The sequence below is a fragment of the Microbulbifer taiwanensis genome, from assembly GCF_014904815.1.
In the GTDB taxonomy this organism is placed as follows: domain Bacteria; phylum Pseudomonadota; class Gammaproteobacteria; order Pseudomonadales; family Cellvibrionaceae; genus Microbulbifer; species Microbulbifer taiwanensis.
Window position 1 is genome coordinate 55,044 of the sequence record NZ_JACZFR010000026.1, and the last position, 15,672, is coordinate 70,715.

Below are 15,672 nucleotides of genomic sequence, written 5' to 3' on the forward strand. Positions count from 1 at the left end.
GACATGGAACGGAGTATCTACTGCTCTTCCTTGAGGCGGGAGATTTCGTCGCGCAGCTTGGCGGCGGCCTCGAACTCCAGGTTCTTGGCGTGGTTGTACATCTGCTCCTCCAGCTCCTCGATACGCGCCCAGCGCTGCTTGTCGGACAGGGGCTTCTTGTCCGCCTTGTAAGCGCCCTTGCCTTCGGCCACCCTACGGCGCGATTTCGGCACACCGGGGGCAATGGCGCCCTCCATGATATCGGCCACACTCTTGCGAATACCCTGGGGCGTGATGCCGTGCTCGGCATTGAACTCCATCTGCTTATCGCGGCGGCGCTGGGTCTCGTCCAGGGCGCGCTGCATCGAGTCGGTCACCCTGTCTGCATAGAGTATCGCCCTGCCCTGCAGGTTGCGCGCGGCGCGGCCGATGGTCTGGATCAGCGAGCGCTCGGAGCGCAGGAAGCCCTCCTTGTCCGCGTCGAAGATGGCCACCAGGGACACTTCCGGCATGTCCAGCCCTTCGCGCAGCAGGTTGATACCCACCAGCACGTCGAACTCGCCGATGCGCAGGTCGCGAATGATCTCCACCCGCTCCACCGTATCGATATCGGAGTGCAGGTAGCGCACGCGCACGCCGCTCTCGCCCAGGTACTCGGTCAGGTCCTCCGCCATACGCTTGGTCAGCACGGTAATCAGCACCCGCTGATCCGCATCCACGCAGCGGTGGATTTCCGACAGGACATCGTCCACCTGGGTCGAGGCCGGGCGAATTTCCACCTCCGGGTCCACCAGGCCGGTGGGACGCACCACCTGCTCCACCACCTGGCCGGTATGCTCGGCCTCATAGGGTCCCGGCGTAGCGGATACGAAGATGGTCTGCGGCGCCAGCTGCTCCCACTCCTCGAACTTGAGCGGGCGGTTGTCCAGCGCCGACGGCAGGCGGAAACCGTATTCCACCAGCGTCTCCTTGCGCGATCGGTCGCCGCGGTACATGCCGCCGATCTGCGGCACAGTGACATGACTCTCGTCGATAAACAGCATGGCATCGTGGGGCAGGTAGTCGAACAGCGTCGGCGGCGGCTGGCCGGCATCGCGCCCGGACAGGTAGCGGGAATAGTTTTCTACGCCATTGCAGTAGCCCAGCTCCTGCATCATCTCCAGATCGTACTTGGTGCGCTGCTCCAGGCGCTGGGCCTCCAGCAACTTGCCGTTGTCGCGCAGCTGCTCGAGGCGCACGCGCAACTCCTCCTTGATCCGGTCGATGGCGCTGACAATGGTCTCCCGCGGTGTCACATAGTGGGACTTGGGGAAGATGGTGACCCGCGGCACCTTTTTCAGTTGCTCGCCGGTTAGCGGGTCGAAAATGGTGAGCTCTTCGATTTCCTCATCGAACAGGGAGACGCGCACCGCCTCCAGGTCCGAATCCGCCGGGTAGATATCGATGATATCGCCGCGCACCCGGTAGGTGGCGCGGCGGAAGTCGGCGTCGTTGCGGGTGTACTGCAGCTCGGCCAGGCGGCGCAAAATAGTGCGCTGGTCCACCAGGTCGCCGCGATCCAGGTGCAGCACCATCTTCAGGTACTTGTCCGGGTCACCCAGGCCGTAGATGGCGGAAACCGTCGCCACCACTATGACGTCGCGGCGCTCGATCAACGCCTTGGTCGCTGACAGGCGCATCTGCTCGATATGCTCATTGACCGAGGCATCCTTCTCGATAAAGGTGTCCGATGACGGCACATAGGCTTCCGGCTGGTAGTAGTCGTAGTAGGAGACGAAATACTCCACCGCATTCTTGGGAAAGAACTCCCTGAACTCGCCGTACAGCTGCGCCGCCAGGGTCTTGTTGTGGGCCATGACGATCGCCGGGCGCTGCAGCCGCTCGACGACATTGGCCATGGTGAAGGTCTTGCCGGAGCCGGTCACACCCAGCAAGGTCTGATGGCTGAGGCCGTCCCCCACACCCTCCACCAGCTGCTCTATCGCCGCCGGCTGATCTCCCGCCGGACTGTATTTGCACACCACCTGAAAAGGACGTGATTCCATAACTCCACCGCCAAAACCGATTTGAAAGGCAATCCGCGATTGTAGATTCTCCCCGGGACGGCCACAAATGCCCGCGCAGTGCGCCGTGATCTAATGCGCCAGCGGCACCCGGTCGCCGCATTTTTAAACAACCAGGCGACAGAATTAAACTACTGACAAATCAATGAGTTAAAGTGCCAAAAAGGGGTTGACCTGCACCGACCCCCTCTATAAGATACGCGCCATCTGAACGGGACGGCACAACAGGCCGGACCGAAAAGATATTCCGCCTTAGCTCAGTTGGTAGAGCAAATGACTGTTAATCATTGGGTCGCTGGTTCGAGCCCAGCAGGCGGAGCCAAATACGAAAAAGGCCTCTAGCGCGAGCTAGAGGCCTTTTTGTTTGCTCGCCCACAAAGTGTCCACATACCCTCAAGGTAAACCGGGTGCTTACGCTGCGTACTCGAACAGCCAATCTCCAGATATAAAAAAGCCCCGCCGATTTGGGCGGGGCCTCTTAATTCAATAATACCAACCGATCCTAGCGACGGGCGCCATCCGTCGGCAGCGGCAGGCGCTTCACCTGCCCCACCTTGGGTGCAGGCTTGTTGTCGCGCTGCTGGGCCCAGACCACATCCACCAGGCTCTGCTTGGGCGAATAGTCTTTCACCGCCTCCAACAGAAGGCGATGCACTCCCTCACAGTCGTGTCGACTGCAGGCATCGCGAAGCTCTCCAACCAGCAACTGCAATCTCTCGCTGGGGAGCCGCTCCTCCTCGGCCCGCATGATCATCGGGTGATCGGTACCGGATACGTTGTCGCCGAGCAGAAGTTCTTCGTAGAGCTTTTCACCGGGGCGCAGCCCGGTGATCTGGATCTCGATATCCCCCTCCGGGTTCTCCTCATCCCGCACCGTGTGGCCCATGATCTGGATCAGGCGCCTGGCCAGATCGGAGATGCGCACCGGCTCCCCCATATCCAGTACGAACACTTCGCCGTTGCGCCCCATACTCCCGGCCTGCAACACCAGCTGTGCCGCCTCGGGAATGGTCATGAAGTAGCGGGTGACCTTGGGGTGGGTCACGGTGACCGGTCCGCCGGCATTGATCTGGTCGGTAAACAGCGGGATCACCGAGCCGGATGAACCCAGCACATTGCCGAAACGCACCATGCACACGCGGGTTTTGGCAAAGCGGCGACCGAAGTCCTGGCACACCAGCTCGGCGAAGCGCTTGGTCGCACCCATCACATTGGTCGGACGCACTGCCTTGTCGGTGGAGATCAGCACAAACTGTTCCACACCAAAGGCCTCGGCCGCCTCCAGTACCGACAGGGTGCCGAGCACATTGTTGTCGGCCCCCAGCACCACATTCTGCTCTACCAGAGGCACGTGCTTGTAGGCCGCGGCGTGGTAAATGGTATTGATGGAGAAACTCTCGATAATCTCCGCCATGCGCGCGCGGTCGCGCACATCGCCGAGCAGGGAAGTCACCTTCAACTGGTGCCCCTCGTCCTGCTGCTGTTGGTAGAGCTCCCGTTCGATCTGGTAAAGGGCGAACTCCGAGGACTCCACCAGCACCAGGTGCGCCGGCCCCCATTGGGCGATCTGCCGGCACAGCTCCGAACCGATGGAACCGCCGGCGCCGGTGACCAGCACCACCTTGCCACTGATGGAGCCGGCGATCAGGGCCTTTTCCGGCTCCACCGGCGCGCGGCCGAGAATGTTCTCGTAGATCTGCGAAACGTCGGCGACGCGCCCGGCACCGTCCACCAGTTCCTCAACCCCGGGAATCACCTTGACCACCAGGCCGCGCTCGCGCAGCCCGCGGGTAATCTCGCGGCGGCGGCGCTTGGGCACACCCGGCATGGCCAGCAGTACCTCGGCAATATCCCGCTCGGCGACCACATCGAGAATATTGGCCGGGTTGTAAACGAGCACACCATCGATCAGCGTATTCTGCTTGGAGGCATTGTCGTCGAAGAAGGCCACCGGCTTGTAGATTTCGCCGTGTACCAGCGCCTTGTACATCTGCAGGCCCGCGGTGCCGGCACCGTAGATGGCGACGCGAGTCTTGTGGATTTCCAATGCCATCTGGTAGTAGATACGCACCAGCCAGCGGGAACCACCGACAGCGATCAGGGCGAAACACCAGTAGATGACCGGCACCGAGCGCGGCACACCGGCAAAGGTAAGGTAGGAAGCCACCGCGAGCACCACCGCGGAGGCGGTAACCCCCTGCAGCACTGCCACTATGGCCTGCTGCCCCATATAGCGGATTACAGTGCGGTAGAGGCCCAGGCGCAGGAATATGAAACTACTGGAGCCCAGCGTCAGCGCGAGACAGACCAGCATTTCCGTCTGCAGCGCCGGAGTCAGGCCGTTGACCCGAATCGCCATCGCCATCATAAAGGCGAAGCCCAGCATCAACAGGTCGAATATCAGCATCAATACCGGCTTGTGATGTTTCTGTACGGTCCGCCAGATGCGTATCACATGATCCCCCAATTTAACCCCCGGCCAGATTATCCCACCCCATTTACGGGATATTGGCCTTTCACGCCAGGTCGAGCCCGACCAGCGCAAGCGCCAGTATAGACATACTGACCATAAATCCCAGTTGCCAGTACAAAGTTTTTACAACCCCGATGCGCAGAGCGCTGCGCTGGTAGAGATGTTCCCGGTGCGCCTCCCACCAGCGCTTGCCTGTCAGCATACGGCGCAGCAGTGTCAACGTGGCATCCAACCAGAAAGGTGCGAAAACCAGGGCCGGCACCAGCAACCCAAAAGCGCCCCGCTGCCAGCCGTACAGGCTGACCGCCACCGAAGCCAGCCCCAGAGAAGTCGATCCCGCATCGCCGAGAAAGATACTCGCCGAAGGCCAGTTGTAGCGCAGGAAAGCCAGTGCACAGATGACCAGCAGCGCGCAGACACCGGCCAGATCCCCCTGCCCTCGCCAGGCACAGGCCAGGCCGAGCGATGCGAAGCCGATCGCAGTCATACTGCCTGCCAGCCCATCCATACCATCCATAAAGTTGTACAGATTGATCATCCAGACTCCGCCCGCCAGCAGCAGCGGATACCACCACCAGGCGAGGACCTGCGGCAGCCCCGCCAGCACCAGCGCCACCGCCAACAGGTGCACGGAAAAACGCACCCGCGCCGAGACATGGTGCAAGTCATCGACGACAGATACCGCCAGCAAGAGCGCAAAACCCGCAAGCAGCGGAAGCGGGAGGGAAACGGGGCTCAAAACCAACGCCACCGCACAGCCGGCCACCAGGGCCCAGCCGCCGGTGCGCGGCACCGGTATTTCGTGCATGGAGCGGTGATTCGGCAGATCCAGCGCGAACTCGCGCATACTGGTCAGCAGCACGGCGGTCAGCCCGTAACTCACCACTGCCGCCGCAAGAACCGGAATCAACCACTCCCCCATCAACACCATTACGAAACACCCCGCAAGAACTGGCTATAGCGCCCCTCAGCGCGCCAGGGCAGCGCCCGACGCAATCGGGCGGCACTATAGAGTTCGCTCCGTTCGAGCTCAAGCAGTGCGCGAGCGACCGGGTGGTTGCGCAATGGACGTACCGGCGCCAGCAACAGGCGCGCCAGCAGCCTGCTGCCCCGGGCGCGATCGCCGGTCAAGGCGGAAACGATAGCGGCCAGATCGTAGAAACTCGGTTCCGCGGCGATAAAGACCTGCCGGTCGCAGTGCTCCGCCTGCGCCAGCAACTGAACCGCCTGCACCAGGTCCTCCAGGCCGATAAAGCTCCGCCTGCCACTCGCCGGCAGCACCGGCGCCAGGCGCCCGAGCAGGCGCAGGCGACTTCGCCAGCGCCCGGCCCGGCCGCCGGGCCCGGCGCCCTCCCCGAAACCATAAACGGATGCGGGGCGGATCAGGTTGACACGGCACTGGCAGAATTCCGCCAGCAGCTGCTGCTCGCCCAGCCACTTGCTTTGACCGTAGCTATCCGATGCCGGGGTGCCGGTGTCTTCATCGGCAACCTTACCCTGCGGCGGACACATCGCCTTGACGCTGGAGAGATAGGTAAAGGATTCCGCACCCGCAGTATCTGCACAGCGCAGTAGCGCCAGGGGGCAGTCGCTGTTGAGCCAGCGGGCCAGCTCCGGGTGGCGCTCACAGTCGGATCGACTGGCAAGGCCGGCCGCGTAGATCACCCGATCGCCGGGCTGAAAGAGGGACGAAAAATCACTGTCGGCCGACAGTGACAGGGAAAGGTGTTCACAATCCGCCGGACCGCTGGGCGCACGAGATACGGAGAGCACCCGCTGCCCGCTCGCGCAGAGGCGACGACAGAGTGCCCCGCCAATATATCCAGTGCCGCCCACTACAACCCAACGCGCCATCTGTTTTATTACCCAGCATTGTTCTTTTTCCGCACACTAGCCGGCAGTCACCTGCAAGACTGCCGACTGTGCACGGATTTTCGATTCAGAGTTGAATCCTGTCGCGATTCTTCTCCAACGTGGCCGTCCCTATGCCCTTGATTTCCAGCAGCTGTTCAACCGAGGTAAAGGGCCCGTGTTCATCGCGGAATTTGACGATCATCTCCGCTCGCGCTACGCCGATACCGTCGAGCTTCTCTGCCAGCTCTTCAGACGAGGCGCTGTTCAGGTTAACGGTTGCGGAGGCCATCTGCGCGGTATCCGCCTTTGCCTCGTCGGCAATTGCCAGTGTGGGCGAACAGACCAGCAGCAGGGCGGCAAACAGGATAGAAAGTGGTGTACGGAAAAGGTTCATTATTGGACTCCCAGTGAAGTTGTCTAATTTCACGTCGGGACTGCTTTTACTCCCCCAAGCCGGCACACTTTACCAGCTCGCCAGCACCCATGGGCCGCGATCTGATTACACGCCATTACACGGCGCTATACACTCACCCCTGCACGCCTATCTCGGCCAGCACCTGCCGCAGGGCTGCCATCGGGTCCGCCGCGGCGGTAATCGGTCGGCCGATTACCAGGTAATCCGCCCCCCACTCCAGCGCCTGGGCCGGCGTCACTATGCGCCGCTGATCGTCGGCGGCAGCGCCGGCGGGGCGAATTCCCGGCGTGACCAGTGCAAATTCCGCACCGCACTGCCGACGCAGCGCCTGAGCCTCGCGCGCGGAGCAGACAACGCCGTCCAGGCCGCAGTCTTTTGCCAGCGAAGCCAGGGTCAACACCTGTTCATCCAGCGCTCGCGTGACACCGACCGCCGCCAGCTCCTCCGGCGCCGTACTGGTCAGCACTGTCACGCCAATCAGCAGCGGTTTATTGTCGCCGTAGGGCAGCAAGGCTTCCGCGGCCGCCTCCATCATGCGTGCACCGCCACTGGCGTGAACATTGACCATCCATACTCCCAGCTCCGCGGCCGCCTTGACCGCGGAGGCCACGGTATTGGGGATATCGTGGAACTTGAGATCAAGGAAGAGCTGGAAACCGCGCCCCACCAACTCCTTTACAAGCTGCGGACCGGCAACGGTAAACAACTCCTTGCCCACCTTGACGCGACAGAGGGAGGGGTCCAGCTTTTCCGCCATTGCCAGGGCGGCCGCGGCGTTGTCGTAATCCAGTGCGACGATCACCGGGGAAGAGACAGGGGAAGAAACCTGGGATTGCAAAAATACCTCTCAGTGGTGCGCGCGGCGCACCCTACACATATGCCATTGAAAACTTTCTGTTATTCACTCGCCTTCGACACCCTTGACGGAGCGCACCGAATCCCAGTGCTTGCAGCTGGGGCAGAGCCAGTGGAGCTGATTGCCGGAGAAACCGCAATTACTGCAGCGGTAATGAGGCCGGCTGGCAATCAACTGGTCGATCAGGGTTTTCAGCAGCGACAGGTTTTCCCGCGCCCTACCCTGGGTGCTGTCGATATGCAGGTCGAGGAAATGCCCCAGCCCGCGCAGCGACGGGCGCAGAGCCAGCTGCTTACCCATAAAGGCCGCCGCGGCCGCCTCACTCTGCTGGTGATGGATTCTCTCGGTCAGCGCGATCAGGACACTGTTGGAGGGATGCTCCCTGAGCAGGGACTCGAGATACCGATCCAGCCCCTTTTCATCGTCGATTGCCTCGTAGCAGGTAATCAGCAGCTCGAGAATCTCGGGGATATAGTCCGGATTCTGTTTCGGAATCCGCTGCAGCACCTTGATCGCCTCGCGCGGGCGACTGAGCAGATACTCCAGCCGCCCCCAAAGCAGATTGGCACGCACGGAATTGCGATCGTAGCCGAGCGCCGCGTCGATATGTTTGCGCGCGCTCAGGTAGTCCTTGCCATTGATGGCCTCCTCCGCCAGCTCGCAGCAGAAATGCGCCTGCACCGGCGCCCACTCGGGGGAGAGGCGCTTGAAGCGGCGGCCGTGCAGCAGGTTGACCGCGTGGATGGCCTTGGCCCACTCCCGCTCATCCCGGTAGACCTCTACCAGGTACTCGAGGCTGGTATTGCGCAGTTCCGAGGAGGTTTCCACCAACTCCTGCAGCAATCGCTCTGCCCTGTCCAACCAGCCAGCGGCGATATAGTCCCGCGCCAGTTCCAGCTGCGCCTTTTGCTGGCTGGCGCGCGTCAGGCTGGGGCGCGCCAGCAGATTCTGGTGTACACGGATAGCCTGGTCGTGCTCACCGCGCTTGCGCAGCAGGTTGCCCAGCGCCAGATGGGTATCGAAGGTGGCGCTGCTGACTTCGAGCGCGTCGATAAACTTGTCGATGGCATCATCGTGGCGCTCGCTCAACAGATAATTGAGCCCCTGCGCATAGGAGCGCGCAAGGGCCTGCTGCTGTTGACTGCAGTCCACTTTCTTTTTGGTGCTTCTGCGCCCGAGCCACCAACCGATGGCGATGGCGGCGAGCAGAAAAAAGAAAAAGGTTAGATCGCCCATCTAGGTCTCAATCCGCGGACACTTGTCGACGTACAGTGTGGAGCTCCCTTTCCAGCCGTTGCAACTGCCGTTCCAGCCCGCGTGCGCGGCGGCGCTCGGCGTAGAAAGGCAGCAGGCTGACGATAAAACCCAGAACCAGGCCGAGCAGAAGGAAGCCGATCAACCAGAAGCCGACACTGCCGGGATAGAGGGTGTAGCCACCAAAGCTCGGGGCGATGGTATCCGGATTGTCGACCGCGAAGTAGACACCGACGGCAATACACAGGAGAGCCAGCAATCCGTAGAAGAGACGCATCAGCCAGCGAAGAAAAGACAAGGGAACCTCCGCGTTCCGCAAGGAATGATTAAATCAACAGCCACCGGCCGATCATACTTCGGTCATGGTCTCGTCGCGCATGCTCCGGTTGACTCTGTCGCGCAATTCCTTTCCCGGCTTGAAATGGGGCACGTATTTGCCCGAAAGCGCCACCGCATCTCCGGTCTTCGGGTTGCGGCCGGTGCGCGGCGCGCGGTAGTGCAGCGAAAAGCTGCCAAAGCCACGTATCTCGATGCGCTCCCCCTGGGACAGCACATCTGACATGGTATCCAACATCACCTTGACCGCCAGCTCCACATCTTTCACCGGCAGCTGATCCAACCTCAACGCTATCCTTTCGATCAGTTCGGACTTGGTCATGCGCCCCGCAACCTTTTGTAAGTCATTGATTATTCTAGCTTAGGGCGGCAATCATCTAATAGAAAGCCGGACTGGGCAACCCCAGTCCGGCTTTCGCATTGCCCTAAACAATCAATCCAGGGCTTTCAACAACCAAGAGCTATTACTCTTTGTTGTTCATCTGCGCCTTGATCAGGTCACCGATAGTCGCCGGCTGAACCTGTTCAGCCTGCTTCTTGCTGTGATCCTTGATGGCCTGCTTTTCGTCTTCCTGATCCTTGGCTTTGATGGACAGGCTGATCACGCGGTTCTTGCGATCCACGCTGGTGATCTTGGCCTCGACCTCTTCGCCCTCTTTCAGGACGTTGCGGGCATCTTCCACCTTGTCGCGACTGATTTCGGAAGCGCGCAGTACGCCTTCGACTTCGTCCGCCAGGATGATGACCGCCTGCTTGGCGTCAACTTCCTTGATGGTACCGGTTACGATGGTACCGCGGTCGTTGGTGGCCACGTAGTCAGTGAACGGATCGGACTCCAGCTGCTTGATACCCAGGGAGATACGCTCGCGATCGGAGTCGATTCCCAGGATAACGGTCTCGATCTCGTCGCCCTTCTTGAACTTGCGCACGGCTTCTTCGCCGGCTTCGTTCCAGGAGATGTCGGACAGGTGCACCAGGCCGTCGATGCTGCCGTCCAGACCGATAAAGATACCGAAGTCGGTGATGGACTTGATCTTGCCGGAGATCTTGTCGCCCTTGGCGAATTTACGCGCGAAGGCATCCCACGGATTTTCCTGGCACTGCTTGATACCCAGGGAGATACGACGACGCTCTTCGTCGATATCCAGAATCATCACCTCTACCTCGTCGCCAACATTGACAACTTTGGACGGGTGGATGTTCTTGTTGGTCCAGTCCATTTCGGATACGTGAACCAGACCCTCGACGCCCTCTTCCAGCTCGGCAAAGCAGCCGTAGTCGGTCAGGTTGGTCACAGTCGCCTTCACGCGGCTGTTTTCCGGGTAGCGCTGCTTGATGGATACCCAGGGATCCTCGCCCAGCTGCTTCAGGCCCAGGGATACACGGCTGCGCTCGCGGTCAAACTTCAGGACCTTCACGTCGATCTCGTCACCAACATTGACGATCTCGCTCGGATGCTTGATGCGCTTCCAGGCCATGTCGGTGATGTGCAGCAGGCCGTCGATACCGCCCAGGTCCACGAAAGCACCGTAGTCGGTCAGGTTCTTCACGATACCCTTGATGGTCATGCCTTCCTGCAGGCTGGCCAGCAGCTGCTCGCGCTCTTCGGAAGTCGCGGCTTCCATAACGGCGCGGCGGGATACCACAACGTTGTTACGCTTGGCGTCCAGCTTGATGACCTTGAATTCGAGCTCTTTGCCTTCCAGGTGCGCGGTGTCGCGAACCGGGCGAACGTCTACCAGGGAGCCGGGCAGGAATGCGCGGATGTTGGCCACGTCGACAGTGAAGCCACCTTTAACCTTGCCGCTGATAACGCCTTTAACCACTTCGTCAGCAGCGTGGGCCGCGTCGAGGATTTTCCAGGCTTCAGCGCGCTTGGCTTTTTCACGGGACAGACGGGTTTCACCGAAACCGTCCTCTACTGCTTCCAGGGCTACCTGTACTTCGTCGCCCACCTGCAGATCCACTTCACCCTTTTCGTTCAGGAATTGGGCAGCGGGGATAACGCCTTCAGACTTCAGGCCCGCGTGTACGGTTACCCAGTCTTTGTCCACGTCGATAACAACACCGGTCACGATGGAACCCGGGGCCATCTCTACGCTTTTCAGGCTCTCTTCAAAAAGATCAGCAAAGCTCTCGCTCATTACATTACCTATATAAATGGACCCAGCCGCTGGTGACTATAGAGTTTAGTCAACCGCCAGCCGCGGCCCCACCGCGCTGCCAGCACGCGGGTCGGATTACAACAGCGGCCGGGCGATTCTGGCTGATCCCGGCCGCTGTTGTTTGAAACTGATTGTAGGTCTGCCTGCGCTCTTCAGCCGCCCCGGACACGGATCCGGTCGCGCACCAGTTGCAGTACAGTCTGCAGGACGCCGTCGATATCCACCCCGGTACTGTCCAGCTCTACCGCATCTTCAGCGGGCGCCAGGGGGGAGGCTGCGCGGTTCATATCACGCGCATCGCGGGCGCGGATGTCCTCCAGCAGGTCGCGGAGGCTAACAGAAACCCCCTTCTCCCGCAACTGCTCAAAGCGCCGCCGGGCGCGCTCCTCGGCACTGGCGGTCAGGAAGACCTTGACCGGCGCGTCGGGAAACACAGTAGTACCCATATCACGACCGTCGGCCACCAGGCCCGGTACCCGGCGGAAATCCCGTTGGCGCTGCAGCAGCGCCGCGCGCACACCGGGCATGGCAGCCACTTTTGACGCAGCCATGCTGACTCGCTCCATACGGATATCGCGGGAAACATCCCTATCCTCCAGCAGCGCGGCGACCTCGCCATCGCGCAACTCGAAGCGGATATCCAGGTTGGCAGCGATTTCGGTCAGGGTCGCCTCGTCGCTCAGGTCGGCGTCACGGTTCAACGCCGCCAGGGCCGTCAGTCGGTAGAGGGCACCGGAATCCAGCAGGGAGTATTTGAGCCTTTCGGCCAGCAGCTTGGCGATGGTGCCCTTGCCGGAGCCGCTGGGGCCGTCGATGGTGATAACGGGTACTTGGCTCTGTTTATCAGTCATATTGTTGGTATCAAACTCTGTTCCGCCACAATCAGTCCCCTCTCACCTTGGGGAGAGGGGAGCTGGTGCTTCGTTCACGCAACCTGCAACTTCAGACCGGCGCGCGTGGCCAACTCGGCAAAATTCGGGAAGGATGTCGCCACATTGGCACAGTGCTGGATGCGGATTGTATCGCGCGCCCTGAGAGATGCCACAGCGAAGGCCATGGCGATGCGGTGATCGCCCAGGCTGTCGACGGTGCCGCCACCAAAGGCAACGCCTTCTCCGGCCCCCTGAATCACAATGCCGTCCTGCGTCGGCTCTGCGTCAACGCCCAGGATGCGCAGGCCGTCGGCCATGGCCTGGATACGATCGCTCTCCTTGACCCGCAGTTCCTCGGCGCCGGTCAGCACCGTCTCGCCGTCGGCGCAGGCGGCGGCGACAAACAGGGCCGGAAATTCATCGATGGCCAGCGGCACCTGGTCCTCGGGGATTCGGACACCCCTCAGCGGCGCTTGGCGCACGCGGATATCCGCCACCGGCTCACCACCGACGGAGCGCCGGTTCTGCAGCTCAATATCGGCCCCCATCAGGCGCAGTATATTGATCACGCCGTCGCGGGTCGGGTTGATACCCACATGTTCGAGCAGCACATCGGAGCCGGGGGCTATGGCGGCGGCGACCATGAAGAAGGTTGCGGAGGAGATATCTGCCGGCACATCGATCTTGCCCGCAGACATTTTGCCACCACCGCGCAGGGTCGCACAGGCGCCATCGCGCCGTACTTCGTAGCCAAAACCCTGGAGCATGCGTTCCGTGTGGTCGCGGGTCGGTGCCGGCTCTGTGGTACTGGTCTCGCCATCGGCATAGAGGCCGGCCAACAGCACACAGGATTTCACCTGGGCACTGGCCATCGGCAGCCGGTAATCGATCCCGCGCAGCTTGCGACCACCCCTGATCAGCAGCGGCGGACGCCCCTCGGGCCCCGTCTCTATTTCCGCGCCCATTTCCCGCAGCGGGTCGGCCACCCGGTTCATCGGGCGCTTGGACAGGGAATCATCCCCGGTCAGGGTCACGTCGAATGCCTGACCGGCGAGCAGGCCAGCGAACAGGCGCATGGCCGTTCCCGAGTTGCCCAGGTACAGCGGCCCCGGCGGCGCCTGCAGCCCGTGCAGGCCGACACCGTGAATCACCACGCGACCGTCCACCGGCCCCTCGATCACCACGCCCATATCGCGAAATGCCTGCAGGGTAGCCAGGGCATCCTCTCCTTCCAGAAAACCCTCGACCTCGGTGACACCCTCGGCCAGCGAGCCCAGCATGATGGAGCGGTGGGACATGGATTTGTCGCCGGGTACCCGCAGCCTGCCACTGACAGCCCCGCCCGGTTGCGCGATAAAAGTAACTTCCTGTGCTTGCATAGGCTCTGTATACGCTTTCTTGGTCAACATTTTTGTAAAGTGATCCCGCGCCGCCTTGGCCCGGGTAAAGACGCCCATCAATTGATCACTGTCGCCGACGGCAATAGCGCTGCGCAGCGATGCAAGATTGGCGCTGTAGAGATCGATCGCCTTGAGGATGGCGTCGCGGTTCGCCAGCATGATGTCCCGCCACATCACCGGGTCGCTGGAGGCGATGCGGGTGAAGTCGCGGAAGCCGCCGGCAGCGTAGCGGAAGATATTCTCGTTCTCGGCGTCGTGGGCCAGGGTATCCACCAGGCCGAAGGCAATCACGTGCGGCAGATGACTGGTGGCCGCCAGCACCTCGTCGTGCTCCTCTACCGGCATATTCAGCACTTCCGCGCCGGTCGCCTGCCACATTAGCACCGTCTGACGCAGGTGGTCCGGATCGGTATTTGCCAGTGGTGTCAGGATAATACGGTGGGCGATGTAGAGATCGTCCCGCGCCGCGGTGACACCACTCTTTTCCGAGCCGGCAATCGGGTGGCCAGGCACCAGGAAGTCCGGTACCTGCCCCCAGATCTTTTCCGCTGCAGCAATCACACTACCCTTGACGCTGGCGCCGTCGGTGACAGTCACACCGGCCGGCAGCTTATCCCTGAGTTCGGCAAACACCTGTTCCACCGCCAGGGTCGGCACGGCGATAAAGACCACATCGCCCGGCTCCAACTGCGGCAGCACTTCGCGCAACCCGGTCACCGCTCGATCGACAATACCCAACCCCACAGCCTGCTCGCAGGTGCGCTGGCGCCGCGCGACACCGATCACTTCGCGGCAGGCACCGGCGGCCTTCAGGGCCAGGGCCAGACTGCCACCGATCAGGCCTATGCCGACAACCACCAATCGGCCGATTTGCGGCCGCCCCCCCGCCGCTTCGAGCATCAGAGGACCCCGCGCGGGTAGGAGCCGAGCACCTTCATATCGGAGGCGCAGGCACCCACTTCCTTCAGCGCCGCGGCGACATCCGGCGTATCGCGATGGCCCTTGAAGTCGATAAAGAACACATAGGTCCAGTTGCCGGACTGGGATGGACGCGTCTCCACCCGGGTCAGGTCAACATTATGGCGGCGGAAGGGCTCCAGCAGATCGTGCAGGGCGCCGGGCTCATTGCGCATGGATACCATCAATGAGGTCTTGTCGTCGCTGCTGGCCGGCACTGCCTGGGTACCGACAATCAGGAAACGAGTGGAGTTGTCCGGGCGATCCTCGATCTTCTCCGCCAGCATTTTGAGGCCGTACAGATCCGCGGCCATATCACCGGCGATTGCCGCCGCGTTCCACTCTCCCTTTACTCTTTTCGCCGCTTCGGCGTTGCTGGCCACCGCCACCCGCTCCACGTTCGGGTAGTGGGAATCCAGCCACTTGCGGCACTGGGCCAGACTCTGGGCGTGGGAGTAGATGCGCGTGATCGCATCCGGGCGGGTGATATCGGAAATCATCAGGTGGTGATGGATGCGCAGCTCCACCTCACCGCAAATCTTCAGGTTGGAGGTCATAAAATTGTCGAGAGTGTGGTTGATCACCCCCTCGGTGGAATTCTCCACCGGCACCACACCGTAGTTGGCCGCACCTGCCTCGACCTCGCGGAACACCTCGTCGATCACTGCCAGCGGGCGACTCTGGGCCGAATGCCCAAAATGCTTCAGTGCTGCCTGCTGGGTGAAGGTCCCCTCAGGCCCCAGATAGGCGACTTTTACCGGCTCTTCCAGCGCCAGGCAGGCGGACATTATCTCGCGAAACAGTCGCGCCATCTCCTCGTCGGTCAGCGGCCCCTGGTTGCGCTCCATGGCCTTGCGCAGCACCTGCGCCTCACGCTCGGGCCGATAATAGAGGGCATCCTCGCCGGTGGCCTTTTTCACTTCCGCCACTTTCAGCGCACACTCGGCGCGCTCGCTGATCAGGCGGGCAATATTACCGTCTATCTCGTCGATACGGTCTCGCAGCTCCAGCAGATGCTGGTCGCTGCTCACAATTTCTTCAGTCATCC

The 15,672-nt window shown here is 61.6% G+C and carries 13 protein-coding genes and 1 tRNA gene; 1 reads left to right on the top strand and 13 read right to left on the bottom strand.

What is annotated here, in order from left to right; all coding sequences use genetic code 11:
- Nucleotides 1-17: 17 nt before the first annotated feature.
- On the bottom strand, nt 18-2,024 hold the full coding sequence (gene uvrB, locus IG627_RS09740; protein WP_193192163.1) for an excinuclease ABC subunit UvrB: 2,007 nt from the start codon (nt 2,022-2,024) through the stop codon (nt 18-20).
- 264 nt (nt 2,025-2,288) lie between these two features.
- On the opposite strand from uvrB, the gene IG627_RS09745 reads away from it, so the two are divergent.
- Nucleotides 2,289-2,364: transfer RNA gene (locus IG627_RS09745), tRNA-Asn, on the top strand.
- Nucleotides 2,365-2,544: 180 nt separating this feature from the next.
- On the opposite strand, the gene IG627_RS09750 is transcribed toward IG627_RS09745, so the two are convergent.
- The 12 genes from IG627_RS09750 to pheA all read right to left on the bottom strand — a co-directional run bounded on the left by IG627_RS09750 (nt 2,545) and on the right by pheA (nt 15,670).
- Nucleotides 2,545-4,497, bottom strand: coding sequence for a polysaccharide biosynthesis protein (locus tag IG627_RS09750; protein WP_193192164.1), 1,953 nt, complete (start codon nt 4,495-4,497; stop codon nt 2,545-2,547).
- 61 nt (nt 4,498-4,558) lie between these two features.
- Nucleotides 4,559-5,446 (bottom strand): MraY family glycosyltransferase, encoded by an 888-nt coding sequence (locus IG627_RS09755; protein ID WP_193192165.1) that lies wholly within the window; start codon nt 5,444-5,446, stop codon nt 4,559-4,561.
- Nucleotides 5,446-6,369: an NAD-dependent epimerase/dehydratase family protein gene (locus IG627_RS09760; RefSeq protein ID WP_193192166.1), complete on the bottom strand. Its 924-nt coding sequence runs from the start codon at nt 6,367-6,369 to the stop codon at nt 5,446-5,448. The genes IG627_RS09755 and IG627_RS09760 overlap by 1 nt, the downstream gene beginning before the upstream one ends.
- Nucleotides 6,370-6,454: 85 nt before the next feature.
- Nucleotides 6,455-6,763, bottom strand: coding sequence for a ComEA family DNA-binding protein (locus tag IG627_RS09765; protein ID WP_193192167.1), 309 nt, complete (start codon nt 6,761-6,763; stop codon nt 6,455-6,457).
- Between the two features lie 133 nt (nt 6,764-6,896).
- Nucleotides 6,897-7,622: an orotidine-5'-phosphate decarboxylase gene (gene pyrF, locus IG627_RS09770; RefSeq protein WP_193192168.1), complete on the bottom strand. Its 726-nt coding sequence runs from the start codon at nt 7,620-7,622 to the stop codon at nt 6,897-6,899.
- A 63-nt stretch (nt 7,623-7,685) separates the two neighbouring features.
- Nucleotides 7,686-8,876, bottom strand: coding sequence for a lipopolysaccharide assembly protein LapB (lapB, locus tag IG627_RS09775; protein WP_193192169.1), 1,191 nt, complete (start codon nt 8,874-8,876; stop codon nt 7,686-7,688).
- A 7-nt stretch (nt 8,877-8,883) separates the two neighbouring features.
- Nucleotides 8,884-9,192, bottom strand: a complete 309-nt coding sequence (locus tag IG627_RS09780; RefSeq protein ID WP_226864911.1) for a lipopolysaccharide assembly protein LapA domain-containing protein — start codon at nt 9,190-9,192, stop codon at nt 8,884-8,886.
- A gap of 51 nt (nt 9,193-9,243) precedes the next feature.
- Entirely contained in the window at nt 9,244-9,552 is a 309-nt protein-coding gene (ihfB, locus tag IG627_RS09785) for an integration host factor subunit beta (RefSeq protein ID WP_193192170.1), read from the bottom strand.
- Nucleotides 9,553-9,694: 142 nt separating this feature from the next.
- Nucleotides 9,695-11,374 (bottom strand): 30S ribosomal protein S1, encoded by a 1,680-nt coding sequence (rpsA, locus tag IG627_RS09790; RefSeq protein WP_193192171.1) that lies wholly within the window; start codon nt 11,372-11,374, stop codon nt 9,695-9,697.
- A gap of 173 nt (nt 11,375-11,547) precedes the next feature.
- Nucleotides 11,548-12,246, bottom strand: a complete 699-nt coding sequence (gene cmk / locus IG627_RS09795) for a (d)CMP kinase (RefSeq protein WP_193192172.1) — start codon at nt 12,244-12,246, stop codon at nt 11,548-11,550.
- 74 nt (nt 12,247-12,320) lie between these two features.
- The gene (locus IG627_RS09800) at nt 12,321-14,567 is read right to left on the bottom strand and encodes a bifunctional prephenate dehydrogenase/3-phosphoshikimate 1-carboxyvinyltransferase (protein WP_193192173.1); all 2,247 of its coding nucleotides are present in this window, start codon (nt 14,565-14,567) and stop codon (nt 12,321-12,323) included.
- Nucleotides 14,567-15,670, bottom strand: a complete 1,104-nt coding sequence (gene pheA, locus IG627_RS09805; protein ID WP_193192174.1) for a prephenate dehydratase — start codon at nt 15,668-15,670, stop codon at nt 14,567-14,569. Before pheA ends, IG627_RS09800 begins: the two co-directional genes overlap by 1 nt.
- Between the last annotated feature and the right edge of the window lie 2 nt (nt 15,671-15,672).